The 24,824-nt window shown below is 68.9% G+C and carries 22 protein-coding genes; 15 read left to right on the top strand and 7 right to left on the bottom strand.

The features are described from left to right. The first annotated feature begins 112 nt into the window (after nucleotides 1-112). On the top strand, nucleotides 113-1,426 hold the full coding sequence (locus ACFVMC_RS03120; RefSeq protein WP_379206371.1) for a salicylate synthase: 1,314 nt from the start codon (nucleotides 113-115) through the stop codon (nucleotides 1,424-1,426). On the opposite strand, the gene ACFVMC_RS03115 is transcribed toward ACFVMC_RS03120, so the two are convergent. Further along, nucleotides 1,423-3,033: a (2,3-dihydroxybenzoyl)adenylate synthase gene (locus tag ACFVMC_RS03115; RefSeq protein WP_379206369.1), complete on the bottom strand. Its 1,611-nt coding sequence runs from the start codon at nucleotides 3,031-3,033 to the stop codon at nucleotides 1,423-1,425. The two genes, ACFVMC_RS03120 and ACFVMC_RS03115, sit on opposite strands and share 4 nt — an antisense overlap. A gap of 118 nt (nucleotides 3,034-3,151) precedes the next feature. Between ACFVMC_RS03115 and ACFVMC_RS03110 the strand changes: the two genes are divergently transcribed. The 3 genes from ACFVMC_RS03110 to ACFVMC_RS03100 all read left to right on the top strand — a co-directional run bounded on the left by ACFVMC_RS03110 (nucleotide 3,152) and on the right by ACFVMC_RS03100 (nucleotide 8,220). Further along, nucleotides 3,152-6,760 carry an amino acid adenylation domain-containing protein gene (locus tag ACFVMC_RS03110; RefSeq protein WP_379206368.1) on the top strand — a complete coding sequence of 1,203 codons (3,609 nt, stop codon included), beginning with the start codon at nucleotides 3,152-3,154 and terminating at the stop codon, nucleotides 6,758-6,760. A 90-nt stretch (nucleotides 6,761-6,850) separates the two neighbouring features. After that, nucleotides 6,851-7,495, top strand: a complete 645-nt coding sequence (locus ACFVMC_RS03105) for a LysE family translocator (protein WP_379206366.1) — start codon at nucleotides 6,851-6,853, stop codon at nucleotides 7,493-7,495. A 74-nt stretch (nucleotides 7,496-7,569) separates the two neighbouring features. Further along, complete coding sequence (locus ACFVMC_RS03100) at nucleotides 7,570-8,220, top strand: trimeric intracellular cation channel family protein (RefSeq protein ID WP_379206364.1); 651 nt, start codon at nucleotides 7,570-7,572, stop codon at nucleotides 8,218-8,220. On the opposite strand, the gene ACFVMC_RS03095 is transcribed toward ACFVMC_RS03100, so the two are convergent. Next, on the bottom strand, nucleotides 8,217-9,392 hold the full coding sequence (locus ACFVMC_RS03095) for a pyridoxal phosphate-dependent aminotransferase (protein ID WP_379206363.1): 1,176 nt from the start codon (nucleotides 9,390-9,392) through the stop codon (nucleotides 8,217-8,219). The two genes, ACFVMC_RS03100 and ACFVMC_RS03095, sit on opposite strands and share 4 nt — an antisense overlap. Nucleotides 9,393-9,565: 173 nt before the next feature. On the opposite strand from ACFVMC_RS03095, the gene ACFVMC_RS03090 reads away from it, so the two are divergent. Next, complete coding sequence (locus tag ACFVMC_RS03090; protein WP_379206362.1) at nucleotides 9,566-9,775, top strand: hypothetical protein; 210 nt, start codon at nucleotides 9,566-9,568, stop codon at nucleotides 9,773-9,775. Nucleotides 9,776-9,822: 47 nt separating this feature from the next. Here the strand turns inward: ACFVMC_RS03090 and ACFVMC_RS03085 are convergent, their stop codons facing one another. Beyond that, nucleotides 9,823-10,719: a sigma-70 family RNA polymerase sigma factor gene (locus tag ACFVMC_RS03085; RefSeq protein WP_379206360.1), complete on the bottom strand. Its 897-nt coding sequence runs from the start codon at nucleotides 10,717-10,719 to the stop codon at nucleotides 9,823-9,825. On the opposite strand from ACFVMC_RS03085, the gene ACFVMC_RS03080 reads away from it, so the two are divergent. The 3 genes from ACFVMC_RS03080 to ACFVMC_RS03070 all read left to right on the top strand — a co-directional run bounded on the left by ACFVMC_RS03080 (nucleotide 10,681) and on the right by ACFVMC_RS03070 (nucleotide 13,577). Then, entirely contained in the window at nucleotides 10,681-11,406 is a 726-nt protein-coding gene (locus ACFVMC_RS03080) for a class I SAM-dependent methyltransferase (RefSeq protein WP_379206358.1), read from the top strand. The two genes, ACFVMC_RS03085 and ACFVMC_RS03080, sit on opposite strands and share 39 nt — an antisense overlap. A 161-nt stretch (nucleotides 11,407-11,567) precedes the next feature. Then, nucleotides 11,568-12,683, top strand: coding sequence for an esterase/lipase family protein (locus tag ACFVMC_RS03075; RefSeq protein WP_379206356.1), 1,116 nt, complete (start codon nucleotides 11,568-11,570; stop codon nucleotides 12,681-12,683). A 15-nt stretch (nucleotides 12,684-12,698) separates the two neighbouring features. Further along, entirely contained in the window at nucleotides 12,699-13,577 is an 879-nt protein-coding gene (locus tag ACFVMC_RS03070) for an oxidoreductase (protein ID WP_379206354.1), read from the top strand. A gap of 7 nt (nucleotides 13,578-13,584) precedes the next feature. On the opposite strand, the gene ACFVMC_RS03065 is transcribed toward ACFVMC_RS03070, so the two are convergent. Both ACFVMC_RS03065 and ACFVMC_RS03060 read right to left on the bottom strand, forming a co-directional pair. Next, entirely contained in the window at nucleotides 13,585-14,223 is a 639-nt protein-coding gene (locus tag ACFVMC_RS03065; RefSeq protein WP_379206353.1) for a disulfide bond formation protein B, read from the bottom strand. After that, nucleotides 14,220-14,384, bottom strand: a complete 165-nt coding sequence (locus ACFVMC_RS03060; protein ID WP_379206351.1) for a DUF5993 family protein — start codon at nucleotides 14,382-14,384, stop codon at nucleotides 14,220-14,222. Before ACFVMC_RS03060 ends, ACFVMC_RS03065 begins: the two co-directional genes overlap by 4 nt. A 131-nt stretch (nucleotides 14,385-14,515) precedes the next feature. Here ACFVMC_RS03060 and ACFVMC_RS03055 point away from each other — a divergent pair, with 131 nt between their 5' ends. The 6 genes from ACFVMC_RS03055 to ACFVMC_RS03030 all read left to right on the top strand — a co-directional run bounded on the left by ACFVMC_RS03055 (nucleotide 14,516) and on the right by ACFVMC_RS03030 (nucleotide 21,038). Beyond that, nucleotides 14,516-14,992, top strand: coding sequence for a carboxymuconolactone decarboxylase family protein (locus tag ACFVMC_RS03055; protein WP_379206349.1), 477 nt, complete (start codon nucleotides 14,516-14,518; stop codon nucleotides 14,990-14,992). Between the two features lie 261 nt (nucleotides 14,993-15,253). After that, nucleotides 15,254-16,345, top strand: a complete 1,092-nt coding sequence (locus tag ACFVMC_RS03050; protein WP_379206347.1) for a 3-deoxy-7-phosphoheptulonate synthase — start codon at nucleotides 15,254-15,256, stop codon at nucleotides 16,343-16,345. Nucleotides 16,346-16,541: 196 nt separating this feature from the next. Beyond that, nucleotides 16,542-18,200 carry a DNA repair helicase XPB gene (locus ACFVMC_RS03045; RefSeq protein WP_379206345.1) on the top strand — a complete coding sequence of 553 codons (1,659 nt, stop codon included), beginning with the start codon at nucleotides 16,542-16,544 and terminating at the stop codon, nucleotides 18,198-18,200. Nucleotides 18,201-18,240: 40 nt separating this feature from the next. Beyond that, nucleotides 18,241-18,909 carry a DUF3239 domain-containing protein gene (locus ACFVMC_RS03040; RefSeq protein ID WP_379206343.1) on the top strand — a complete coding sequence of 223 codons (669 nt, stop codon included), beginning with the start codon at nucleotides 18,241-18,243 and terminating at the stop codon, nucleotides 18,907-18,909. Nucleotides 18,910-18,925: 16 nt separating this feature from the next. After that, nucleotides 18,926-19,558: a LysE family translocator gene (locus ACFVMC_RS03035; RefSeq protein ID WP_379206342.1), complete on the top strand. Its 633-nt coding sequence runs from the start codon at nucleotides 18,926-18,928 to the stop codon at nucleotides 19,556-19,558. Between the two features lie 76 nt (nucleotides 19,559-19,634). After that, entirely contained in the window at nucleotides 19,635-21,038 is a 1,404-nt protein-coding gene (locus ACFVMC_RS03030) for a M1 family metallopeptidase (RefSeq protein WP_379206340.1), read from the top strand. Here the strand turns inward: ACFVMC_RS03030 and ACFVMC_RS03025 are convergent. Further along, a complete protein-coding gene (locus ACFVMC_RS03025; protein WP_379206339.1) occupies nucleotides 21,035-21,835 on the bottom strand; it encodes a hypothetical protein in 801 nt (266 codons plus the stop codon). The genes ACFVMC_RS03030 and ACFVMC_RS03025 overlap by 4 nt on opposite strands. 284 nt (nucleotides 21,836-22,119) lie before the next feature. Here ACFVMC_RS03025 and ACFVMC_RS03020 point away from each other — a divergent pair, with 284 nt between their 5' ends. Then, on the top strand, nucleotides 22,120-22,611 hold the full coding sequence (locus tag ACFVMC_RS03020) for a hypothetical protein (RefSeq protein WP_379206337.1): 492 nt from the start codon (nucleotides 22,120-22,122) through the stop codon (nucleotides 22,609-22,611). On the opposite strand, the gene ACFVMC_RS03015 is transcribed toward ACFVMC_RS03020, so the two are convergent. Beyond that, entirely contained in the window at nucleotides 22,608-24,806 is a 2,199-nt protein-coding gene (locus ACFVMC_RS03015; protein WP_379206335.1) for a helicase-associated domain-containing protein, read from the bottom strand. The genes ACFVMC_RS03020 and ACFVMC_RS03015 overlap by 4 nt on opposite strands. Nucleotides 24,807-24,824: the final 18 nt, after the last annotated feature.

Below are 24,824 nucleotides of genomic sequence, written 5' to 3'. Positions count from 1 at the left end.
TCACGGGGCGATTCGCGCAGGTATCTCGGCCGCTTCCACCTCCATGTCGCCAACGTTCAGGTAATGCTAACCTTACCTCCTTGAGTTAGGTTTGCTTTACCTTGGAGGATCGTTGTCGACCACGGACGAGCGCTTGCGTGTTGAATATGTAACCGATCCGGCGGCAGCGATGGCCGACCTGGCGGCCGCGGACCGATTCGGCGAGTACGTCATGTACGAGCGGCCCGGGCAGTGGGTGTTCGCGGCCGATCCGATCGGCGCCGTCGAACTCGACGCGGGGGAGCTGCGGGTCACCTGGGACGGCGAGACCACCGTCAGCGCCTGGACCGGCCGCCCCGCCGCGGTCCTGGACCGCACGCTCGAACAGCTGCCACTGGGGCAGCGCAATGCCTACGGCTGGATCGGATTCGAATTCTGTGCCTGGGCGCTGGACGCGACCGCCCACGTCGACACGCGGACGCCCTTGGCGCACCTGATGATTCCGCGGCTGGAGGTCGTCCTCGACGAATACGGCGTGCGGATCACCGGCGCCACCGAGGCCGAGGCCGCCGATATCCGTGCGCTCATCGCGGCCGCGCAATCGAGCGCGCTGCCGCAGGCCGAACCGGTCGACATCCGCCTGGACCCGACCGGATACCAGGAGCGCGTCGCGACCGCGGTCGAGGAGATCCGTTCCGGGCGCTACCAGAAGGTCATTCTTTCTCGGAAGGTCGACCTGCCCTTCGCCGTGAACATTCCCGCCACCTATCGGCTCGGTCGCGCCGGCAACACTCCGGCGCGGTCGTTCCTGCTGCGCCTGGGCGGGCTCGAGGCCGCCGGCTTCAGCCCCGAACTGGTCGCGGCGGTGGACGCGGGGCGAGTGGTGACGACCGAACCGCTGGCCGGAACCCGCGCCTTCGGATTCGGTGCGCAGCTGGATCTGGCGGCACGCACGGACCTGCTCAGCGACCCGAAAGAGATCGTGGAGCACGCGATCTCGGTACAGACCTCGTTCGCGGAGATCGCCGCGGTGGCCGACCCGGGCACCACCGCGGTCTCGGACTTCATGGCGGTGCGCGAGCGCGGCAGCGTGCAGCACCTGGCCTCCACGGTGCGCGGCCGGTTGGCCGCCGACCGCTCCAGCTGGGACGCACTGGAAACGCTGTTCCCGTCGGTCACGGCGTCGGGGATTCCCAAGCGGCCGGGCGTCGACTCCGTCTTCCGGCTCGACGGTGCCGCCCGTGGGCTGTATTCCGGTGCGGTGCTGGCGGTCTCGTCGAGCGGCGCGATGGAGGCGACCCTGGTGCTGCGCGCGGTCTATCAGAATGCCGGGGGCGCGTGGCTGCGCGCCGGGGCCGGCATCGTCGGCCAGTCCCGGCCTGAGCGGGAATTCGAGGAGACCTGCGAAAAGCTCGGCAGCGTAGCGCCCTACGTGGTGCGCGCCTAGTTCGCGGCGCGCAGCGCCTTCTTATCGATCTTGCCGACCGCCGTGACCGGCAGACTGTCCGCCTGCCGGAGCACGTCCGGCAGCTTGTAGGTGGCCAGCCCGCGGTCGGTGAGGAAGGTCTTGATCTCGGCCAGCGTAGGCAGCGTGCCCTCGACAACCAGTACGGCGCAGACCTTTTCGCCGAGCGCCGGATCGGGCAGGCCGACCGCGGCCGCGTGCCGCACCGCCGGATGTGCGAGCAGGTGCTCCTCGAGTTCGTCGCAGGAGACGTTCTCGCCGCCGCGGTTGATCACGTCCTTGATCCGGCCGGACACCACCAGATGCCCGGACGGCAACTGCCGGACCAGGTCGCCGCTGCGGTAGTAACCGTCCGGGGTGAAGGCCCGCGCATTGTGCTCGGGTGCGCGGTAGTAGCCGCGAATCGTGTACGGGCCCTTGGTGAGCAGCTCGCCCTCCGCGCCCGGCGCGACATCCTTGCCCAGGGCGTCGACCACCCGGACTTCGTCGGCGGGGGACAGCGGGCGACCCTGAGTGGTGTGCAGCAATTCCGCGTCGTCGTCGAGCCGGGTGAAGTTGAGCAGGCCCTCGGCCATGCCGAACACCTGTTGCAGGGTGGCGCCCAGCGCGGGCGTCACCTCCTTGGCATTCACCTCGGCCAGGCGGGCGCCGCCGACCTGGAGCAGGCGCAGCGAGCTCAGGTCCGCGTCCTCCCATTCGGTTGCCGCGCACCAGAGTTGGGCCAGGGGTGGTACCACGGCGGTAACCGTCACGTGATGGCGGGCGATAGCGGCGAAAGCGCTCTCCGGGCTCGGATCGGTGACGAAGGTGACCGCGCCGCCGGTGGCGACGGTACCCAGAATGCCGGGGCAGGCGAGCGGGAAGTTGTGTGCGGCGGGCAGAGTCGCGAGGTAGACGTCGTCGGCGGTGAGCGCGCAGACCGCGGCGCTGGCGCCGGCGTTGTAGGCGTAGTCGTCGTGTGTGCGCGCGATCAGCTTCGGCAGGCCGGTGGTGCCGCCGGAGACCAGCATGAGCGCGATCTCGCTCGGGTCGACCGACGGCAGCGAATCACCGTCGCGGGGCACGGTATTCAGATCGGTGAACGCGCCCGGCTCGCCCGCGACCAGCACGTGGCGTAGCGACGGCACCGCGGCGCGGACCGTCGCGGCGAGCTCGCGGTAGTCGAAATCACCCTGCCGGTCGGCGACGATGTAGGCGACCGCTTCCGACAGTCCCGCGAAGTGCTCGATCTCCGCGCGGCGGTGCGCGGGCAGCGTCAGCACCGGAATGATCCCGGCGCGCAGCAGGCCGAAGAGCACGGTCAGGAATTCCGGGATGTTCGGTAGTTGCACGACCACTCGATCGCCGGGTGCGATACCGAGGGCGAGCAGTCCGTGTGCCATCCGGTCGGCGGCTGTGTCCACCTGTGCATAACTCAGCACCTCGTCGTTGCCGAGCAGCAGCGGGCGGTCGGGGTGCCGCTGGGCCGAGCGGCGCAGCAGGTCGTCCAGGGGGCGGCCGGACCAGTAGCCGTCCGTGCGGTAGGACGCCGCCGCGGCGGCGGGGAACGGGACGTAACCGGTGCGGTGGCCGGTGGGCGTGGATGTCACGATCTGCCTCGCATGCTGAGTATTAGGTAGGTTAGGCAACCCTATCTCAGTGCGCTACCCTTGGCGCGAGCAGTATCGATCCGCCCGCGCGGCGGCAACCGAGGAGCACATGCCGCACATGGAGTCAGCGCAGCCCACCCCCATCAGCCGGGACGATATCCGGGCGGCCGTCGCCGCCCAGCTGGGCCTCGCCGCCGCGGACATCGCTACCGGCGACGACCTCATCCAACTCGGCCTCGACTCCATTCGCACCATGAAACTCGCGGGCGGCTGGCGCAAACGCGGCATCGATATCAACTTCGCGCAGCTGGCGGCCGACCCCACCGTCGACAGGTGGTACGAATTGCTCGGCGGCGCCGACGAACCCGCCGAGGCGAGCGCACCGACAGTCGGCCGCCGCGACCTGGAGCCCGAGGCGAGCACGTCGACCGCCGGCCGCCGCGACCCGGAGCCAGCGCCGAGCACATCGGCCGTCGGCCACCGCGACCACGGGCCGAGCACGTCGGGCGCAGCGGACCTCCCCGACGCAGCGGCCGGTGCGAACGAGCCGTTCCCGCTGGCGGGCATGCAGCATGCGTATTGGATCGGCCGCTCCGACGAGCAGGACCTGGGCGGGGTCGCGGCGCATCTCTATGTCGAATTCGACGGTGCCGACGTCGATCCCGAGCGCCTGGCGGCTGCCGTGCGAGACCTGGTCGTCGTGCATCCGATGCTGCGCACCAGGGTGCTGCCCGACGGCACCCAGCAAACCCTCGACGCACCTGGCGTACCGGTGTTCTCGGTGGCCGACCTGCGCGCGCACTCCGCCGAGTCGGCCGCGGCCGAACTGGAGCGACTGCGCGACAGCAAGACCCACCAGCGGCTGGACATCGAGAACGGGCAGGTCCTGGATGTCACGCTGAGCCGGCTCGCCGACGGCCGCACCCGCCTGCACCTGGACGTGGACATGACCGCGGGCGACGCGATGAGTTATCGCGTGCTGATCTCGGACCTGGCGGAGCTCTATCACGGCGGTGTCGTACCCGAGCAGGGATACAGCTACCGCCGCTACCGCACCGAGCGCACCGTGGATCCGCAGGCGCGCGATCGTGACCGGCAGTGGTGGCAGGATCGGCTGGCGGATCTGCCCGGTGCGCCGGAACTGCCGACCATTCCGGTCAGCGAGCGGGTCGATCCGCATCGCACCGTCCGCTACAACCACTGGCTGGCCCCGGAGGCCAAACAGCGGCTGATGGCCGCGGCGCACGCGCGCGGCATCACCCCCGCGATGGCGTTGGCCGCGGTGTTCGCCGAGACCATCGGCGGCTGGTCGGCGCAGAGCCGGTTCCTGCTGAATGTGCCGCTGTTCCATCGTGAACCGGTGCATCCCGACATCGATCGGGTGATCGGCGATTTCACCTCCTCGATCATGCTGGAGGTGGATGTCAGCGCGAACGTGACGGTCACCGAGCGCGCCCGGGCCTTGCAGCGCGCCATGCACGAAAGTGGCTCGCACACGGCCTATTCCGGTCTGGAGGTGCTGCGCGATCTGGGCCGCCACCGCGGCGAGCCGGTGCTCGCGCCGATCGTCTACACCAGCGCGCTCAACCTCGGTGAGCTGTTCGCCGACGCGGTCACGGAGACCTTCGGTGAACCGGTGTGGATAATCTCGCAGGGCCCGCAGGTGCTGCTGGACGCCCAGGTCACCGAGGTCCGCGGCGGGCTGCTGCTGAATTGGGATGTGCGCGAGTCGGCGTTCCCGGCCGGGATGATCGAGGCCATGTTCGCCCGGTACACCGACGCGATCGGACGCCTGGGCGCGGGCGAAGCCGGCTGGAACGCGGAAGCCGCTGTGCGCCTTCCGGTTTCCCAGGCCGCAGTGCGCGCCGCGGTGAACGCGACCGACGGCCCGGTCTCCGGCCGCGTCCTGCATCAGGGGCTGTTCGACTTCGCGCGCAGCACCCCGGACGCCGTGGCCGTGTGCTGGAGCACCGACGGCGTCGACGGCGCCTGGACCTACGCCGAGCTTGCCGCGCAGGCGCTTTCAGTCGCCGCCGCGCTGCGCGATGCCGGCGTGGCACCGGGATCGACAGTGGCCGTGCAACTCCCGAAGGGGCCGGATCAGATCCTGGCCGTGCTCGGTGTGCTCGCGGCGGGCGCGGCCTATGTGCCGATCGGTTTCGATCAGCCGGTGGGCCGGCGCGCGGAGATTCTGCGCACCGGTGACGTGGTCGCGGCGCTCACCGTGGACGACGCCGATCTGGGCCGCGCCGATCTGACCTGCCTGTCGCTCGCGGCGGCGCGGCGGCATCCGGATCCGCTTGCCGCGCCGGTGCTTCCGGATCCCGAATCGATCGCCTACGTCCTGTTCACCTCCGGCTCCACGGGTGTCCCGAAGGGGGTGGACGTGCCGCATCGCGGCGCGATGAACACCATCGACGCGGTCAACGAGTGGTTCGAGGTCGGTGAGCATGATCGAGTACTCGGCCTGTCCGCGCTGGAGTTCGACGCGTCGGTCTACGACATGTTCGGCATGTTCGCGGTCGGCGGTTCGGTGGTCGCGCTCTCGGCCGCACAGCGGGCAGAGGCCACCAGCTGGGTGGAACTGCTGACCCACCACCGGGTTTCGATCCTGAACTGTGTGCCGAGCATGCTCGACATGATTCTGGAGATCGGCGGCGATCAGCTCGGTGACTCGCTGCGCGCGGTCACGCTGGGCGGCGACTGGGTCGGCGCGGATCTGGCCCGCCGGTTGGCTCGGCAGGTGCCCGGCTGCCGGTTCTCCGGCCTCGGTGGCGCCACCGAGACCTCGATCCACAACACCATCTGCGAGGTCTCCGACCCGCCCGCGCACTGGGCCACCGTCCCGTTCGGTGTGCCGCTGCGCAATGTGCGCTGCCGCGTGGTGAATTCGGCCGGGCGGGACTGCCCGGACTGGGTGCCGGGTGAATTCTGGGTCGGCGGCGCGAATGTGGCTGCGGGTTACCGCAACGATCCTGAGCGCACGGCGGAGCGCTTCGTAGTGCACGACGACATCCGCTGGTATCGCACCGGTGACATGGCCCGCTACTGGCCGGACGGCACCATCGAATTCCTGGGCCGTGCCGATCATCAGGTCCAGATCCGTGGCTACCGGGTCGAATTGGGCGAGGTGGAGAGCGGTCTGCGGACCGCGCCGGGTGTGCGGCACGCGGTGGCCGCGGTGGTCGGCGCGAGCGCGCCCAAGCTCGTGGCCGCGGTCGCGGGCGAGGTCGCCTCGGCGGCGGAGATCGTGGCCGCGGTGCGGGACCTGCTGCCCGGCTACATGATTCCGACGCGGATCGAGATCCTGGAGCGAATGCCGTTGACGGCCAACGGGAAGCTGGATCGGCGGGCGGTGGTCGCGCTGCTGGAACCGGGCGCGAACGCCGTGGCCGACACCGGGCCCGGCTCGGCCCTGGAGGCCGCGCTGGCCGCGATCGTGGCCGAGGTGCTCGGTGTCGAGCGGATCGGCCCGCGCGACGACTTCTTCGCGCTCGGCGGCGATTCCGTGCTCGCCACCACCGCGGTCGCCCGCGCCCGGGAGTGGCTGGAGATCGAGGATGCCCGCGTCGCCGACCTGTTCGCCGGGCGCACCATCGGCGGCCTGGCCGAGCGCCTGCTCGCCCGGGAACGGGCGCGGGGCGGGGCCGGGCGGTTGGAATCGGTGGCCGCCCTGTACCTGGAGGTGGCCGCGATGAGCGACGACGAGGTGCTGGCGCAGTCCTGACGGGCTGCGACCCGGATCACACATCGGTGCAGGCCAGTGCCGCTGGAGTGGCCCGAGACGAGAGGCGCTCCCGAAAGGCAGGATCGAGTCATGGTGGAAACGGCGGCGATTCTCGGTGTGGCGGCGGCGGCCCTCGGCCTGGTGCTGACGCCCGGGCCGAACATGATGTATCTGGTCTCGCGGACGGTCTCGCAGGGGCGGCGCGCCGGACTGATCTCGCTGAGTGGCGTGGCCGCCGGGTTCGCCGTGTATCTCGCGGCCGCGGCCGTGGGCATCACAGCGGTCTTCGCGGTGGTGCCCGGGCTGTACCTGGCCATGAAGCTGGCGGGCGCGGTCTATCTGCTGTGGCTGGCCTGGCAGGCGGTCAAACCCGGTGGCGCCTCGGTGTTCACGCCCGCGGACCTGCCCGCGGATCCGGCGCGGCGGCTGTTCACCATGGGACTGGTCACCAATCTGCTCAATCCCAAGATCGCCATCATGTACATGGCGCTGATCCCGCAGTTCGTCGCGCCGGACGGGGGCGCGGTGTGGTTGCAGAGCCTGGAATTGGGCGCGGTGCAGATCACCGTGGCGCTGACCGTCAACGGTCTGATCGTGCTCGGCGCGGGCGGGATCTCGAGTTTCCTCACCGGGCGGCCGCTGTGGTTGCGGACCCAGCGCTGGGTAATGGGCTCGATGCTCGGCGCGATCGCGGTAACCCTCGCGACCGATCGGGCCCGGCCCGTTCCTGCCTGAACCGGGTGTCGCGGGCGCGACAGTCGCACCGGCGTGCAACTCTGCAAGCAGAGTGCGCACGAAGGGAGTGTTGGATGAGCGCCGGGATCGACTCCGCCGTGAACGCCGCGCAGGGCGGCGGTGAGCTGCTCGGGGTGATCGCGTTCGCGACCTCGGGCGCGCTGCTCGCGGTGCGCAAGAATCTCGATATCTTCGGCATGGCCGTGCTGGCCTGCTCGACCGCGCTCGGCGGCGGCGTGATTCGCGATCTGCTGGTCGGGCGGACACCGCCCGCCGCGTTCACCGATCTGACCTTCCTGACCGCGGCGCTGCTGGTCACCCTGGTCATCTTCTTCCGGCACCCCTCGGCGCGGCTGACCCGCGGTCCGCTGGAGATCGCCGACACGATCGGGCTCGGCCTGTTCTGTGTCAACGGCACCGTCGTCGCCTATGCGCACGGCACCGGCGCGCCGTCGGCCGCGCTGCTGGGCATGGTGACCGCGATCGGCGGCGGCATGATCCGGGATCTGCTGGGCGGGCAGGTGCCCAGTGTGCTGCGCCCCGACCAGGATCTGTACGCCGTGCCGGCGCTACTGGGCGCGTCGGCCACCGCGGCGCTGCTGCACTTCGGGGTCTATCAGGCCTGGACCGGCTTTCTGGCCGCGTCGCTGGCCATCGTGTTCCGGTTGCTGGCGCGCCGATTGCAGTGGCGCGCACCGCAGGCCAGGCACACGACCGGCGGTTAGACTCGCACGCCCGCGCGCAGCCGCCGTACGCCCTCGTCGATGGTCGCGTCCTGTTTGCAGAAGGTGAAGCGCACCAGCGTGTCCCAGGCGGCCTTGTCGTCGGCGAAGACGCTGACCGGCACCGCGGCCACCCCCAGCCGCTCGGGCAGCTCGCGGCAGAACCGCAGGCCATCGGTGCCGCCCAGCGGGGTGATGTCGGCGCACACGAAATAGCCGCCCGCACTGGACTTCACATCGAAGCCGGTGTCGGCGAGCGCGGCCGAGAGCCGGATTCGCCGGTCCGACAGTGTGTCCCGGAGCTGGGCCACCCAGTCGAGTTCGTGTTCGAGCGCGTGGGCCACGGCGGGCTGGAACGGGCCGCCGGCTACGAAGGTCATGAACTGTTTGGCGGCCAGCACGCCGTCGATGAGCCGGGCGGGCCCGCAGGCCCAGCCGGTCTTCCAGCCGGTGACGCTGAAAGTCTTGGCGGCGCTGGAGACCACGACGGTGCGCTCGGCCATGCCGGGCAGGGTCGCGATGCTGATGTGCTCGCGCCCGTCGAAGACGAGGTGCTCGTAGACCTCGTCGCTGAGCACCAGCAGGTCGTGTGCGCAGGCGAGTTCGGCGATGGCGGTCAGGTCCGCGCGGTCGAGCAGAGCGCCGGTCGGGTTGTGCGGCGAGTTGAGCACGATCATCCGGGTCGCCGGGGTGATAGCGGCGCGCAGGCTGTCCAGGTCGAGCACGAAGCGGTCGCCGTCGGGGACCAGTCGCGCGGTGCGCCGGGTGGCGCCGGCCAGTGCGACCGCGGCGGCGTAGGAGTCGTAGTACGGCTCGATCAGCACCACCTCGTGGCCGGGTTCGACCAGGCCGAGCAGGGCGGCGCTGATCGCCTCGGTCGCGCCGACGGTGACCAGTACTTCGGTGTCGGGGTCGTACTGCGTGCCGTAGCGGCGGGCCCGGTCAGCGGCGATGGCCTGGCGCAGCACGGGCATGCCGCGGCCCGGTGGGTACTGGTTGAGCCCGTCGGCGATGGCCGCGCGGGCGACCTCGAGCATGCGGGCGGGGCCGTCGGTGTCGGGAAAGCCCTGGCCGAGATTGACCGCCGAGTGCCGGACGGCGAGTTCGGTCATCTCGGCGAAGATCGTCGAGGCGAAGGGGCGCAGGCGGCTGACAGTCGCGGGACTCGGGGACACCTCCGAAGAGTAGCCCAGCGGTCGCCATCGTTGCTATTAGATAGCGAAAGGCTATGTTTCACTTTTGAATCGAGGCTTCTACCTGCATAGTTGTGGGTTGTCCCTGAGGCAGCTAGCCTCGCCGTGTTCTACCTCACACCGCCCGATCGGGCGGATTCTCGAAAGGGGCGCTCATGGCCTCGTATCTCGACCTGATACTGCAACCGGCCGCGTCGGAGGTCGCCGGATCAGTACTGGGTTACCTCCGCGACATTGCCTCCGACCTGATCGGAGACACCTTCCTCGGCTCCTCCACCGGTGATTTCTTCGGCGGTTCGTCCACCGGCGACCAGAGCAGCGGCTCCTCGACCGGTGACTGGTTCACCGGCTCGACCATCCCGTAATTCCCCGGTAGCGGCCGGGCGGGACGATGAGGGTCCGGCCCGGTCGCTCAGAGCCGCACACCGGACAGCTTCGCCGGATTGGCGTGATCGTAAGTGCCCCAGATGGTTCCGTCGGAGACGGTGAAACCGATGACCCGCGCCGGGCCTTCGTTCCAGCGCAGCACCAGGCCGAGCTGCCCGTTCACCCGGACGAATTCGTAACGTACAGCGGCCGATTCGGCAGCGCCGATGTCGTATTTGCCGACCAGGCCGAGCAGGAACCTGGCCACCCGCTCCGCGCCGTCGATCACATTCACCGCGGTGGAGGTGGTGCCGTTGGCATCACCCACCATGCGCGAATCCGGGTGCAGCGCGGCGGTTACCGCGCCGACATCGCCGACGGCCAGCGCGTCGAGCAGTCGTCGCACCGCGTCCTCGTGTTCGGTATCGGCCACCGGCTCCGGCGCTCCGGCCACCGCCTTGCGGGCGCGTACCGCCAGTTGACGCGCGGCATCGGCGGAAACCCCGAGGATATCCGCGATCTCGTCGAACGGCACCGAAAGCCCGTCGTGCAGTACGAAAGCCACGCGCTGCGGAGGAGTCAGGGTGTCCAGCACGACCATGGCCGCCAACCGGAATTCCTGCTTGCGCACCACCTGTTCCAGCGGATCGGGCGCGCGCGATCCGGTCACACCCGTGACGATCGGCTCCGGAAGCCATTGCCCCACATAGGCTTCCCGGCGCACGGCGGCGCTACGCAAGCGGTCCAGGCAGATTCGGGTCACCACGGTGGTCAGCCAGGCTCGCAGCTCCTCGATCTCGGATTGGTGCACCCCGGCCAGCCGCAGCCAGCTCTCCTGTACCGCGTCCTCGGCATCGCTGACACTTCCGGTCAGCCGGTAGGCGACGGAGAGTAGATGCGTTCGATGCGATTCGAACAGATCAGCGAGAAGAGCGGCTACCACCGGGTGGATTCTACGGGGCCCGGCGCGACGGTCGGCGCGCCGCCCGCGCGTGTACCCGGTCGCCGGGTGCGCCCCGGAATCGGGATCGCCGATTCGATCGGATCGCCCGCCGCGGGCCCGGTGCCGTCCTACATTGCGGAGATGGCCGATGACGCGCGTTTCCGATGGATCGTGGACACCATGGCGCTGCGCCCGGGTGATCGGGTGCTGGAGATCGGGCCCGGCTCCAGCGCGTCGATCGGCTGTGTGGCCGGGGCGCTGGAATCCGGCGAGTACATCGGCGTCGATCGCTCGGCCGCCGCCGTGACGCGGGCCCGGACCCGGTATGCGGCGTTGGTCGAGGTGGGCCGGGTCCGGTTGGTCCAGGCGGGTGTGGAGCAGCTTCGTCTCGACCGGCCCGTGGACGGAATCAGCTTCGGCTCCGGCACTTTCGACAAGGTTCTGGCGGTGAACGTCAATCTGTTCTGGACCAAGCCGCCGGTCACCGAACTCGCGCTGATCCGCCGTCTGCTCGGCGCGGGCGGGACGCTGGCCCTGTTCTACGGATACGGCAGCCCGGACACCGCGACGGCGGTCGGTCCGAAGCCGTCATCGGACAAGCTGGTCGGGTATCTGGACGCGGCGGGTTTCGATTCCCGGGCGGTGACCGCGGGTGATCTGCTCGGCGTCCTCGCGCGACCACGGTGATTTTCGGGAATTCTCCGTAACTTGTTGTGGATTGCTCCCATCCGGTTGGGTGGCCGTCGTGGATAGCTCCAGCGCTGCCCTCGGATCCGGCGGAGCGCTCACCTAACACCGTTAGTCTCCGGATCGGCGCCCAACGACGGCGCGCCAGAGGAGGTTTACCCATGACTCGACCTACCGGCCGGATGCTCGGCAGCGCGGTGATCGCCGCGGCCGCCGCACTGGTGATCGGTGTGGGGGCGCCCGGCGCGAGCGCTGACGCGCCGACACCGACCGAGCAGCAACTCGCCGACTACATCAATCAGGGCGGCCGCCCGATCGCGGTGGCGGATTCGGGCAGCAGTTCCGGATCGGCGGGCAGCCGATCGGCCGTCGCCGTCGGCCCGGGCCCTGAACTCAGCTCCGCCGTAGCCGCTTTCGGGTACGGCCTGCTGCATCCGAACGCCGCGCCGCCGGGCACCAATGACTGGAACTGCCGTCCGAGCGCCGCGCATCCCCGCCCGGTGGTCCTGATGCACGGCACCTGGATGAACGCCTACGACAGCTTCGCCTACCTCGCGCCACGCCTGGCGCGTGCCGGATTCTGTGTCTACGCACTGAATTACGGTCAATCGAATCTGCTCGAAGGTGGTGGGCTGGGCGCGATCCTGCCCGGGCGCAACGGTGTCGGCTACATGGAGGAATCCGCGCGCCAGCTCTCGGCCTTCGTCGACCAGGTGCTCGCGGCCACCGGCGCGGAACAGGTCGATGTGGTCGCCCACTCGCAGGGCGGCACGGTGGCCAATCAGTATCTGAAGTTCGAGAACGGCGCGCCCAAGGTGGGCAAGCTGATCAGCTTCGGCGCCACCCACCACGGCACCTCGCTGCTCGGGCTGGCGACCCTGGGCCGGATGATCAACAACCTCGGCCTCGACATTCTCGGGTTCAACGAGTTGTTCGTCGGCCACGCGAATATCCAGCAGACCGTCGGTTCGCCGTTCGTGCTGGCGCTGAACAAGAACGGCGATACCGTCCCCGGAATCGCCTACACCGCGGTCGGTTCGCGCTACGACGAGGTGACCAACCCGTACCCGCTGACCTTCCTGACGGCGGGGCCGGACGCGACCGTCGACAACATCACCCTCCAGGACGGGTGCGAACAGGACTTCTCCGATCACCTGACCATGATGTATTCGCCTCGGGCCGTGTCGATTACGCTGCGCGCGCTGGATCCCGCGGCCCATCCGGAACTGGTGTGCGCGTTCAATCCCTGGCTGATCGGCGGTGGGGGCAGTTTCTAATTAGACTCGCGAACCATGAGTGGCTGGGACATTTCGAACATTCCCGAGCAGGGTGGGCGGCGGATCGTCATCACCGGCGCGAACAGCGGTCTGGGGGCCGCGGCGGCACGTGCGCTGGCCGCCGCGGGCGCGGAGGTGATCATGGCCTGCCGCGATGTCGAGAAGGCGGAGCGCGTCGCCGCCGAGATCGGGGCAGCGGTCCAGGTCTGCCGGCTGGACCTGGCCGACCTGGCCTCGGTGCGCGAATTCGCGGACTCGATCGATCGGGTCGACGTGCTGATGAACAATGCCGGGGTGATGGCGGTGCCGTCCCGGCGCACCGCGGATGGCTTCGAAATGCAGTTCGGCACAAATCATCTCGGCCACTTCGCGCTGACCGGGCAGCTGTTGGACAAGGTCACCGAACGGGTCGTCACCGTCTCCAGCTGGGGGCACCGCTTCGGCCGGATCAACCTCGACGACCCGAACTGGGAGCGCCGCCGCTACGACCGCTGGCTCGCCTACGGCCAGTCCAAGCTGGCCAATCTGTTGTTCACGGGGGAATTGCAGCGCCGCCTGGCCGCGGCCGGGTCGGCCAAGCTCGCCGTCGCCGCACACCCCGGTTACGCGCTCACCGAATTGACCAAGCACACCGAGTCGTTCTTCGGCGCCATCATGGCCGTGAGTGACCGGCTCGTCGCACAGAGCGTCGAAATAGGCGCGCTGCCACAGCTTTTCGCCAGTACCGCCGAGGTGGAGCCCGGTGCCTACTACGGTCCCGAGGGCATCGGCGGCCTGCGGGGTTACCCGATCCGCTGCGGGCAGAGCAAGGCCGCGCGGGACGAGCGGATGGCCGGTGAACTGTGGCAGCTGTCGGAGAAGCTGACCGGCGTGGTCTACCCGCTGGCCGGATAACGCTGCCCTACTTCAGGATTCCCAGGTCGTAGAAGAGCTGGTAGCGGTCCGGGTCGTCGGGCAGGAACCAGTGCAGGCCCGCCAGGCAGAACACCGACACCAGGTTGACCACCAGCACCGCGCCGAGGAACCACAGCGCGATCATGCCGACGGCGCGATGCCCGCCGGTCGCGGCGAACCCGGACGCGGCGGTGCCGTGCCCGAAACTCAGCACCAGTCCGATCGCGAAGACCGCCGCCACGAACAGGATCCACGCCCACACATACAGGTGCAGGCCGAGCACCGCGCCGCCGTAGCCCACCGGACCGTCCGGCTTCTGCCAGTCGTTGATATGCAGCATGGTCTGCCGCCACGAGGTGAAACCGCCTGCGATACAGGCGATCAGCGCCAGCCCCCAGCCGGACATGTAATCACGGGCGGTGATCACACCGAGCATGCCCCGGCGGACGATCACCGCCGCGCCGAGCGCCGCCAGCGCCATGAACATCCGTTGCAGCATGCACAGCGGGCACGGATAGTCCCAGGTGCCGAACTGCACCGCGAGACCGCCGCAGATGACACCGGTCCAGCCCACCACGAAAACGCAGGCGAGCCAGTACTGCAAGTGCCCGGCGACGCCCGCGCGGGGCGTGGTCGTCTCGGTCACCAGGTCAGCCCGAGGCCGAGCCCGCTGGTGATGTGGTGGCGCAGCAGCACCAGACCGGCGATCAGGACGATCCACCAGGCGACGAGCACCACCCGCCGCGATCGCTGGGCGTAGATCGCGTAAAGAGTGAACAGCAACCCACCGAAAATGAGGGTGTCCATCTGCCGAACGCTACTCTTTTCGGCCTTGACCAGCGGGAATGACACTCGATGGATCTGAATGTCACACTCCGGGCCGCCGCGTCGTCGTCTCTGTGAAGCCAACGGATACAGCACGAAAGAAGGTCGGCACCATGGACGCTCGGTTCAACTACCACGGCAACGAGAACGGCGCGAAGTTCGTCAAGCGCATCGGCAACGCCGGCCAGCTGGTCGACAATTCCACCCTGCCCACATTCACCCAGGAAATGGTGAAGCTGCGCGCCAGCCAGATCAACGGCTGTGGATTCTGCACCGATATGCACTACAAGGACGCCGTGCACCTCGGCGAGGATCAGGTCCGCCTGAACCTGGTGGCCGCGTGGCGCGAGGCGACGGTCTTCACCGAGGCCGAACGCGCGGCGCTGGCGCTGACCGAGGAGGGCACCCGGCTGGCCGACGCGCACCACGGCGTCTCCGACCAGACCTGGGCCGAGGTCGTCAAGCACTACGACGCGGACCAGATCGCCGCGCTGATCTCGCTCATCGCGCTGATCAACGCCTACAACCGGATGAACGTCATCGCCCGGGTCCCGGCCGGCAGCTACCAGCCCGGCCAGTTCGCCGCCTGAGATAGGTCACACGAATCGCCGGTGGCTCGATAATCTCGAGCCACCGGATGTGACGTTCAACGCCTCGTCGGCGGTGCCTGGTTCGCCCCTGCTACAGTCAGCGACGTGCAGCGCGCATATTTCTGGTTTAGCAAGCCGGCCCTGGGTGGGCCGGTCTGCGGCACCTGCCTGCGCTGACCAACTTCCACCCCGAGCCGGATGACGACCGGCTCGACGGGTTTCGAATTCCGTGGGTCGGCCTGACGAAAAGGAACCCACACTATGACCACCGCAGTTGATGTCGACGCGCGGCATTCCGATCTGGACGACCAGCGCACCCTGTCCGTGAGCCCGTTGCGCTCACCGGCCGAGGTGCGCCGCGTGCACCAGATCACCGACGCGCTCGCCGACACCGTGCGCGCGGGCCGCAAGACCACCGTCGATGTACTCAACGGCGACGACGACCGCCTGATGGTGATCGTCGGCCCGTGCTCGGTGCACGACCCCGCGGCCGCGATCGAATACGCGCGCCTGCTGGCGGCCAAGGCCGCGGAGTTGCAGGACCGGCTGCACATCGTGATGCGGGTCTACTTCGAGAAGCCACGCACCACACTGGGCTGGAAGGGCCTGATCAACGATCCGCACCTGGACGGCTCGTTCGACGTGAACACCGGGCTCGGTATCGGGCGCAAGCTACTGGTCGACATCACCGGCCTGGGCCTGCCGGTGGCGTGTGAGTTCCTGGACCCGATCACCCCGCAGTACATCGCGGATCTGGTCTCCTACGGCGCGATCGGCGCGCGCACCGCCGCCAGCCAGGTGCACCGGCAGCTGAGCAGCGCGCTGTCCATGCCGGTCGGCATCAAGAACGGCACCGACGGCGACGTACAGGTCGCGGTCGACGGCGTGCGGGCCGCGGCGGCCAGCCACGTCTTCCCGGGCACCGATCTCGACGGTCGCTCCGCCCTCATCCGCACCAGCGGCAACCCCGACTGTCACGTCATCCTGCGTGGCGGCAGCAATGGAACCAACTACGACGCCGCCTCGTGCGCCGAGGCCTGCCTGCGCTTGGAGAAGGCGGGTCTGGCCCAGCGCCTGGTGGTGGACGCCAGCCACGGCAACAGCAACAAGGACCACAACCGTCAGGTCGACGTGGTCACCGATATCGCCGCGCGGCTGGCCGCGGGTGAGGCGAATGTGGTCGGTGTGATGCTGGAGAGCTTCCTGATCGCGGGCCGTCAGGACCTGACCCTCGGTCGTTCCGAGGACCTGACCTACGGCCAGTCCATCACCGATGCCTGCATCGACTGGGACACCACCGCCGCCCAGCTGGACCGGCTCGCCGACGCCGTCCAGCAGCGTCGCGACAGCTGAGAGTTCGTCGCCGCCACGCCGCCCGGTTCGGCCGGGGCGGCGGGCGGCGGGAACAAAAGCAGTGGTCCGGACGCTGAAGTAGCGGGTTCGGTCCGTGTCCGCGGCTTGTCGGTGGGGTCGGGGAGAATGAGGCCGACCGCGTGCAAGCGATCGGACCCGGGGAATGGTCCAGCTACCGCCGACGAGGGAGAGATCTGTGACCGACGGTCCGTTGATCGTGCAAAGTGACAAGACGCTGCTGCTCGAGGTCGACCATGAGCTGGCCGACGTCGCGCGCCAGGCCATCGCGCCGTTCGCGGAGCTCGAGCGCGCGCCCGAGCACGTGCACACCTATCGCGTCACGCCACTGGCCCTGTGGAATGCCCGGGCCGCCGGTCACGATGCCGAACAGGTCGTGGACGCGCTGGTGAATTTCTCTCGGTACGCGGTGCCGCAGCCGCTGCTGGTCGACGTGGTCGACACCATGGCCAGGTACGGCCGCCTGCAGCTGATGAAGCATCCCGCCCACGGCCTGGTGCTCAACAGCCTGGATCGGGCGGTGCTCGAGGAAGTGCTGCGGCACAAGAAGATCGCGCCCATGCTGGGCGCCCGCATCGACGACGACACCGTGGTGGTACACCCGTCCGAGCGCGGCCGGATCAAGCAGATGCTGCTCAAGATCGGCTGGCCCGCCGAGGATCTCGCGGGTTACGTTGATGGGGAGGCGCACGCGATCGAGCTCGACTACGAGGGCGGGCACTGGGAGTTACGCGATTATCAGAAGCTGGCCGCGGATTCGTTCTGGGCGGGCGGCTCCGGTGTGGTGGTGCTGCCGTGTGGCGCCGGGAAGACGATGGTCGGCGCGGCCGCGATGGCCCGAGCCAAGGCGACCACGCTCATCCTGGTCACCAATACCGTCGCCGGGCGGCAGTGGCGGCGTGAGCTGCTGGCCCGCACCTCGCTGACCGAGGACGAGATCGGCGAATACTCCGGCGAGCGCAAGGAGATCCGGCCGGTCACCATCGCCACCTACCAGGTGATCACGCGGCGGACCAAAGGGGAGTACAAGCATCTCGAGCTGTTCGACAGCCGGGACTGGGGTCTGGTCGTCTACGACGAGGTACATCTGCTGCCCGCACCGGTCTTCCGGATGACGGCCGACCTGCAATCTCGCCGTCGCCTCGGCCTCACCGCGACGCTGGTGCGCGAGGACGGTCGCGAGGGCGATGTGTTCTCCCTGATCGGGCCGAAACGCTATGACGCACCCTGGAAGGACATCGAAGCGCAGGGCTGGATCGCCCCGGCCGATTGCGTGGAGGTGCGCGTCACGCTCACCGATGCCGAGCGAATGGCCTATGCGACAGCCGAACCCGAGGAACGCTACAAATTGTGTTCTACGGCACGTACGAAGATTCCGGTGGTGCAATCGATTCTGGCCAGGCATCCGGACGCACCGACGCTCGTCATCGGCGCGTATCTGGATCAACTGGACGAATTGGGCGCGGCATTGAACGCCCCGGTGATTCAAGGTTCGACGAAAACCAAAGAGCGCGAAGCGCTTTTCGATGCTTTCCGGCGCGGGGAGATCCCGGTGCTGGTCGTGAGCAAGGTCGCCAACTTCTCCATCGACCTGCCGGAAGCCTCTGTGGCGGTGCAGGTTTCGGGCACCTTCGGTTCCCGTCAGGAAGAAGCACAACGGCTCGGTCGGTTGTTGCGGCCCAAGCACGATGGTGGCCAAGCCCACTTCTATTCGGTCGTCGCACGTGACACGCTGGATGCCGAATATGCCGCGCACCGGCAGCGCTTTCTCGCCGAACAGGGGTATGCGTATCGCATTACGGATGCCGACGACTTGCTGGGGCCGGCCATCGGATAAGCGGAGGAATTCCCTCCTTCGGCTGTGCTAGGAAGAAAACGTGCGACGCTTCGAATTTCCGGTCGACCACCGGCACGCGCATGCGGTGAACGAAGTCCTCGCCGATGTGCGCCGCCTGCGGGTGCTCGCGATCTCGGGGGCTGTCGTCGCCGGACTGATCGCGGCGTATCTGATCTGGCTGAATCACGCCTGGTCCTATCTGCTGGCGGTCGCGTTCGTGCTCGGCGCGGTGGTCGCACTCTTCGTCACCCTGTGGGCGCCGCGCCGCTTCAGCATCGACAAGCTCTACGCCACCGGCGATCTCGTGCCCGCGGTGGTCTCGGAGACCCATCCCGGCGGCGTGGTGCTGCTGGCCCTGGTCGATGTCGCGACACCGTCGGCCGCCGATCCGCGCTACGCGCTGGTCATTCGGAAGGTGCGCGAGCTGCCCGGGCATGTGAAACGCGCCGGTGAGCGGGTGCCGTCGGTGGCGGTGCGCAGCGAGCGCGCGCCCCGGCAGGTGGGGCAGCGGTGGCAGGCGGTGAATCCGATGCCGATCGCCTGGGGCACCTCCGACGGGACGGTCATCGACCGCGCCCGCGCCGCCATCAGTGAATCCGAATGGCGTTTGCTGACAAATAATCTCGGCCTGGCCGCGAAGGTGCGGCGCACCTCCGCCAAGCGGTTGCTGCTGGATCCGCAGCAGTTGCCCGACGACCTGGGCGCCTGAGGCCTAGACTCGGACAATGGTCCCGGTCGCGAATCTGCTGGCCTTCTCGGTCGCCGCTCTTGTCATCATTGTCGTGCCGGGCCCCGGCGTGCTGTTCGCGATCGGGCGCGCGCTGGCACTCGGTCGCCGGGCGGCGTTGCTGTCGGTGCTCGGGCACGCGGCCGGGGTGTTCGTATCCCTGCTGCTGGTCGCGGTCGGGCTCGGCGCCCTGCTGACCGCATCGGCGCTGGCGCTGACCCTCGTGAAGTTCGTCGGTGCGCTGTATCTGATCTATCTGGGAATCCAGGCGATTCGCGATCGCAAGTCGCTGCGCGCGGCGATGAGCGAGCCCGCGCGGCAGGACACCCGCGTGATCCGGCAGGGACTGATCGTCGGCCTGACCAATCCGAAGGCGATCATCTTCTTCTCCGCGGTGCTGCCGCACTTCATCGATCCGGCCGCCGGGGCGTACGTGCTGCAACTGTTGATCCTGGGCGGGGTCTTCCTGGCCATCGCGTTGGTGTCCGACAGCGCCTGGGCGCTGGGCGCCGCGGCCGCGCGCAACTGGTTCGCCCGTTCGCCGCGCCGATTGGAAGCCGTCGGCGCGACCGGCGGCGCGATGATCGTCGGACTCGGCGCGTCGGTGGCGCTCAGCGGCGCGGCGAAATAACCGGTTACCATTCCGCGGTGCCCTGCTCGCCGGCACGATCCCGAACCCGAGGTGATCGAGAGAGGCGGTTGGTCGAATGAGGGTGTCCGCCCTGTGTTGTGCGATCGCGGTCGGATTGCTGGTGGCGGCGGCCCCGGCGCTGGCGGATCCGGCGCAGGCGGATCCGCTCGTGGGCGCTCCGGGCCTCGGCGACCCCTACTATCCGATGGACGGCAACGGCGGCTACGACGTCGGCCACTACGACGTCGGCATCGATTACGACCCGCCGAGCCGCCACCTGATCGGGCAGACCCGCGTACAGGCCCGCGCCACCCAGGCCCTGCGTACCTTCAATCTCGATTTCGCCGGTCCCGAGGTGCGGATGGTGACCGTGAACGGTCTGCCCGCCGCCTGGGAACGCTCGGACGAACACGAACTGACCATCACACCGCTGCTGCCGCTGCTGCCGGGCCTGCCGTTCGTCGCGATCGTCGACTACGCGGGCACCGCCGTGGACGCCGTCGGCGCGGGCTGGACCATCACGCCCAGCGGCGGCGCGTTCGCCGCGGGGGAACCCCATTCGGCGACCACCTGGTACCCGCTCAACGACACGCCCTTGGACAAGGCCACCTTCGCGCTGCACGCCACCGTGCCCGCCGACTGGGAGGTGATGTCCAACGGCCGGCGCGTCCGCAACGAGGTGCGCGGCGACAAACGCGTCGTCGACTGGGAGTCGAAGTATCCCGTGCTCGGCTATCTGACCACCGTCGCCATCGACCGGTTCACCTTCCTGGAGCAGCGGCGCGCCGACGGCACGCCGCTGTTGAGCGCGTTCGCCCCGGCGGCCGAGCACAACCGGGAGACCGAGCAGCGCCTGCCCGAGATTCTCGATTTCGCCGAGAACCTGTACGGCCCCTATCCATTCGACGTCGCCGGAGGCATCTATGTGGACGCCGATATCGAGATCTCGCTCGAGACCCAGACCCGCCCGATCTACGCACCCTGGACCGATCTGGAGACCGTGGTGCACGAGATCGCGCACCAGTGGTGGGGTGACGCGGTGTCGGTGCGGCAGTGGTCCGATATCTGCCTGAACGAGTGCTTCGCCAGCTACACCGCCGAATATCTGTGGCCGGAGCAGAAGGACGGCGAGGATGTGGATGCGAAGTATCGCGAACGGCTCGCCGAAACGCTGGGGAGGCCGAAATTCTGGCGGATCCCGCTCGAAGATCCCGGCGCGGGCCGGGAATTCAGTTCCGTCTACTACCGGGGCCCACTGTTCCTGCACGCCTTGCGCAAACAGATCGGCGACGACGTATTCTTCGGCGCCGTCAAGGAATTCCTGCGCGCGCACGCCTACGGTAATGCTTCGATGCCGGAGTTCCGCGCGTTCATCCAGTCGAAGACGACGGCCGATCTGACCGGTTTCTTCCATGCCTGGCTGTCGACCGAGGCGCCCCCACCGGACGAATTCCTGTATCCGGGGGTGCTGCGCGTCTAGTCGGCGCGGGCCCGCTCGACTCGGCGTCGCGCCCGCTCGAGGTGGCGTTCGGCGGTCCGGAGTTGGTCGCGCGCGGTGCGTTCGGTGGTTTTGGCGAACTGCTTCGCCTGCTCGGCGTGCTCGAGTTCCGTGCGCAGCCGGGTGATCCGCGCCTCGGCGTCGGCCAGTTGCCGGGCCGCCACGTCGGCCTCCTGTTGGGCGTAATCCTCAGCGGCCCGGGCAGATTCGAGTTCTTCAAGGGCGTCGTCGAGTTCATGGCGGGCCGCCGCGGCGGTGGTGCGTGCCGATTCGGGGACGTCGCCGAGGGCGACCAGCTCGGGGCCGGTCGGACCGAAGCCCTCGTAGGTGGCGGCGGTGGCCAGTGTCCCGGTGTGTACCCGCGCGGCCACGGCGTCGTCGGCGAGGGCCGCGGTCAAGGTCTGGCCGACCTCGCGTAGGACCGTTTCACCGACCGGGTGGCCGTGTTCGGCGGCCAGCGCTCCGGCCCGCTTGGCCAGCGCGTTGACCGCCTGCTGCCGTTGCGCGGTGAGTTCCCGCAGCTGGTCGCCGGACAGCTTGCGCTGAGCCGACCGCAGGGCCGCGCCCAGGCGCAGCAGCGCCGCCACCTCCTCGGGCGCCGAGCGGGCCAGCAGGTTCACCGTCCATGCGGTGACGGTCGGTTTACGGAGCTTGCCGATGGCCGTGGCCAGGGTTTTGTTCCCGGCGTCCTTGGCGGCCCGGGCCCGGGCCGTGCGCGCCGCCACGAAGTCCGCGGGTTCCAGCCCGTACAGCTCACGGGCAACGTCGTCGACCGTCATACTGGGCAAGCGTAACGACTCGCCGTCCGACGACGACAGACTCCCTGAATTGGACGATTGTCCACGAGTTGGACGAATTGTGGAAGGCACTGCTAATGAACAATTTTGGACTTCAACTGCTGATCGGTCTCCCCTCCCGGCTGCTGGGTTACTCGATGATGGCGCTGTGGGGGCTCGGCGCGCTCTGACCAGCTTTCGAGCAGGTGCGGCCACCGCCCGCGCGAGGGTATTCTCACCGCGTTCACGATCACGTGAACATGCTCGGTTGAGAGAAGGTTTAACCCGTGAAGTTCCCAGGCGCCCTCCTGGCGGTGGCCGCGATCGCGGTCGCGGTGGCCGGATGTTCCGCGGTCGACGAGGCAAGCAAGACCGAAGTCGCCAAGACCAAGGTCGGTGACTGCATCAACATCACCAACAACTCGCCGACCGACACCCAGGGCGAAACCATCGACTGCGCGTCGCCCAAGGCCGTTTACCAGGTCTTCCAGACTTTCGACAAAGAAACCGCCTGCCCGAGCGACGACTACGACACCTACACCGAACAGCGGCCGAGCGGTACCACCTTCATGTGCCTGACGCTGAATCTGAAGCAGGACTCCTGCTACAACGACGCCGGCAACTCGCCGTACAAGTGGGCCGAATGCGGCCCCGACGCCACCATCAAGGTGCTCGAGCGGGTGGAGGGCACCATCGATGAGATGGAATGCCCCGAGGGAACCAACGCGTTCGACATCCTGAACGAGCCGAAGACGCTGTTCTGCCTCGGTAAGCCCTAGGGATCCAGCAGGGCGACCGACGCGATCCGGTGCAGCGTGAAATGCCGGATCGCGCCGGTCACCGGGTCGAGCGCGTCGAGTTGACCGTTGCCGACCTGCACCGGTTCCACCACCCGCTGTGAGGCGACGCCCTGCGCGTCCACGTAGCCGATATTCACCGGCCGCCGTACCCGCGCCGCCAACTGGAGCAACGCCAGGGTCGCGGCGGTATTGGTGCGGGTGCCGTCGGCGCGCACCGCCTGCCCGGATTTGGCGCTGGCCGCCCGGTCCCCGGCACGCAGCTCGGTAACCAGCAACTGCAATTGCTCGCTGCTCGGTGGCGTGGGTCGATAGGGCGTACGGGCGTTGGGGCGCACCGTGATTCGAGCGCCTCGCGGCCGCAGATCCACGATCGCGCCCGAGGAATCCTCGCCCGCGGGGGCGAAACCGGCCGCCCGCAGCTGTTCGAGCAGTTCGCCGAGCGGAGCCTGCGCGATGGCCACGGTCGGCGCGATCGCCCGCAACGCCAGCGTGCCCGCCACCGGCGCGGCCAGCACCTGCGCCAGCAGCGCCGGATCGTCACTGCGGACGAACGACTGGGCCATCCCGGCCCGCAACTGGCCGTGCCGGCGCGCGACATCGTCGATCAGATAGGACAGCGCCTGCGGGACGGGTGTCCGCGAGTGCGTGGTGAACAGGGCGTGCAGTTCGGCGGCGGTGAGCCCGGCGTCCAGTGCGCGCCGCACCGAGGTCTCACCGATCCGGTACACCGTTGCCGCACCGGCCGATTCGACATCGGCGACCAGCACGACCCGCTGCTGTAGCTCGGGCGTCAGCGGGCCCGGCGCGACCACCGTCAGATCCGCCTGCACCAGTACGTAATCCAGCGGCTCCGGCAGCGCCGCCTCCATCTCGGCTTCGGCGTCGGCCGCGCTGGTCGCCGTGCCGTGCAGCAGCGCCCGGGCCGCTGAACCAAGCGCGCCACGGCCGATGAAACCCAGCTCGGCCGCCTCCCGCAGCGTCTGCTCCACCGCCTCCAGCCGAAAGTGCCTGCGCCAGCGCGGTTGTCGCCAGGCCAGCAGACGGCCGATATCGGCGGGATCGAGTGCGGTGCCGGACGGATACTCGGTCAGCAGCGCCAGTATGGTCCGGCGGTCGCGCGGTGCGTTCGGCATGCGCAGCTCGAAAGACAGTGCGGCCAGCGGTTTGTCGTTGGCATCGCGCATGCCGATCATCCACGGCATTCGGTCCAGGTCCAGCCAGGCCAGCGCCAGCGCGGTCCAGCGGCGCGCGGCCGGTGCGTCGAGCCAGCCATCGGCGGCGGGCGTGGGCGCCCAGTAGTCCTCGGCGTTGTCGTAGCCCGGTTCGGGTTCGGGCAACCCCTTGCCGACCAGCTTCGCCGCCGCCAGCAACTCGACAAGCAGTCCCGCGCGGGTCTCGTCGACCCCGGTCTGCTTGGCGATCCGCCGCAACTCCCGCACACCCAGGCCACCGGCCCGCAAGGCGGGAGCGGGCGTCTGGCCCAGGGCCTCGAGCACATCCGCGCAATGCCGCAGCAGCTCACCGACTTCGCCCGCGGCCACCGCGTTCACCTCCGCCGAAGTCTGCTTCCTGAGCTCTGGTTTCGGAGGTGTGAGCGCATGGGGATGGGTGACAGGTTCGCGCCGCAGCACCTGTCCGACGGTGACCGGCAGCTCCACGGTCTCCGCGTCGATCCAATGCAGCAGCCGGGCGTTCAGCAACTGCTGTACCGGGCGATCCGCAGGGGTGCCGGGTGCGGCGTCCTTGGTGCGGCCCAGCGGGTTGGTGGTGGCGAGTTTGTCCAGCAGGGCGCGGCCAGGCGGTGAAACGTCCTGGAGGGCGGCGACGACCTCGGGTTCGGTCAGCGCGTCGGGGATCTCGGTGGTGGAGCCGATCGGCCAGGGCAGCGCCTCGGTGGCCGCGGCGACCAGCCGCAGTTCGTCGCCGTCGGACCAGACCAGTGCGCGCGCCATCAGCCGTTCCAGCGCGGCGTCCAGGGCGGCCTTGGTCACCCGGCCCTTCAGCTGCGCCTGGAGCGCCTTGCGGCCCAGCCCCTCGGCATTCGAGGCTTTGTGCACGGCAAGCATTTCCACAATGGCGAATTCGAGCGTGTTCAGGTCGTCGGTGGCGCGCAGCACCGAGGCCCGCTGTTCGGCGCGGGCACCGAGCACCTGCATGGAGGACGGCAGCGGCACCGCGAGATCGGGCCGCAG

This window comes from Nocardia sp. NPDC127579, assembly GCF_042672005.1.
Taxonomy (GTDB): domain Bacteria; phylum Actinomycetota; class Actinomycetes; order Mycobacteriales; family Mycobacteriaceae; genus Nocardia.
This window is presented reverse-complemented; position numbering and strand designations above follow the sequence as displayed.